Below are 227 nucleotides of genomic sequence, written 5' to 3' on the forward strand. Positions count from 1 at the left end.
AGGACCAGAACCCGCCGGCCACTCACGCGGCGCCGTCAGCAGCTCCACCGCCCCCGCCGACCAATCCACATGCGACGACGGAGCATCCACATGCAGGGTCTGCGGCAGCATCCCGTGCCGCATCGCCTGCACCATCTTGATCACACCCGCCACACCCGCAGCCGCCTGCGTGTGACCGATATTCGACTTCACCGACCCCAACAACAACGGCCGCGCCGGATCACGAT

Annotated in this window: 1 pseudogene; it reads right to left on the minus strand. The window is 67.0% G+C overall.

The annotated features are described in order from the left end of the window. Positions 1-227, minus strand: a pseudogene (locus tag WA788_RS35885) (ketoacyl-synthetase C-terminal extension domain-containing protein); the annotation flags it as partial.

It is taken from the genome of Streptomyces sp. CA2R106, from assembly GCF_037034245.1.
Lineage (GTDB): Bacteria > Actinomycetota > Actinomycetes > Streptomycetales > Streptomycetaceae > Actinacidiphila.